This is a genomic window from Bacillus cereus group sp. Bce019, assembly GCF_051781745.1.
Lineage (GTDB): Bacteria > Bacillota > Bacilli > Bacillales > Bacillaceae_G > Bacillus_A > Bacillus_A cereus.
In genome coordinates this window covers 1-251 of record NZ_JBPWJX010000262.1, presented here as the reverse complement: position 1 = coordinate 251, position 251 = coordinate 1, and the positions used below count along the sequence as shown (strand labels likewise).

The following is a 251-nucleotide window of genomic DNA, read 5'->3' as shown; positions in this document are numbered from 1 at the left end:
AATCGCAAAGCTTTTTAAACTCGTTATTATTTTCCAATTCTGAACCTATAATCACTGATAGAACAACATTCCAAATGATTCAATCTTTAATATTTCAAAAATCAGTATTGCGACAAATTCAATTAACCACTAATTCCATTTATTGGGCAACACCATTTTTATATAAAAAATTAGTAGAAATTTGTCTTCAAATTCCAGCAAAATATAAAGTTAGTTCAAAATTAACAAAACCGGTATTGCAAAAAGCATTG

General features: G+C 26.7%; 1 protein-coding gene. It reads left to right on the top strand.

Annotated features, from left to right (window positions below; translation table 11 throughout):
* Window positions 1-74 precede the first annotated feature (74 nt).
* Window positions 75-251 (top strand): asparagine synthase-related protein (locus ACS2QP_RS28265; protein ID WP_438883138.1); only part of this gene is annotated, 177 nt, incomplete at its 3' end.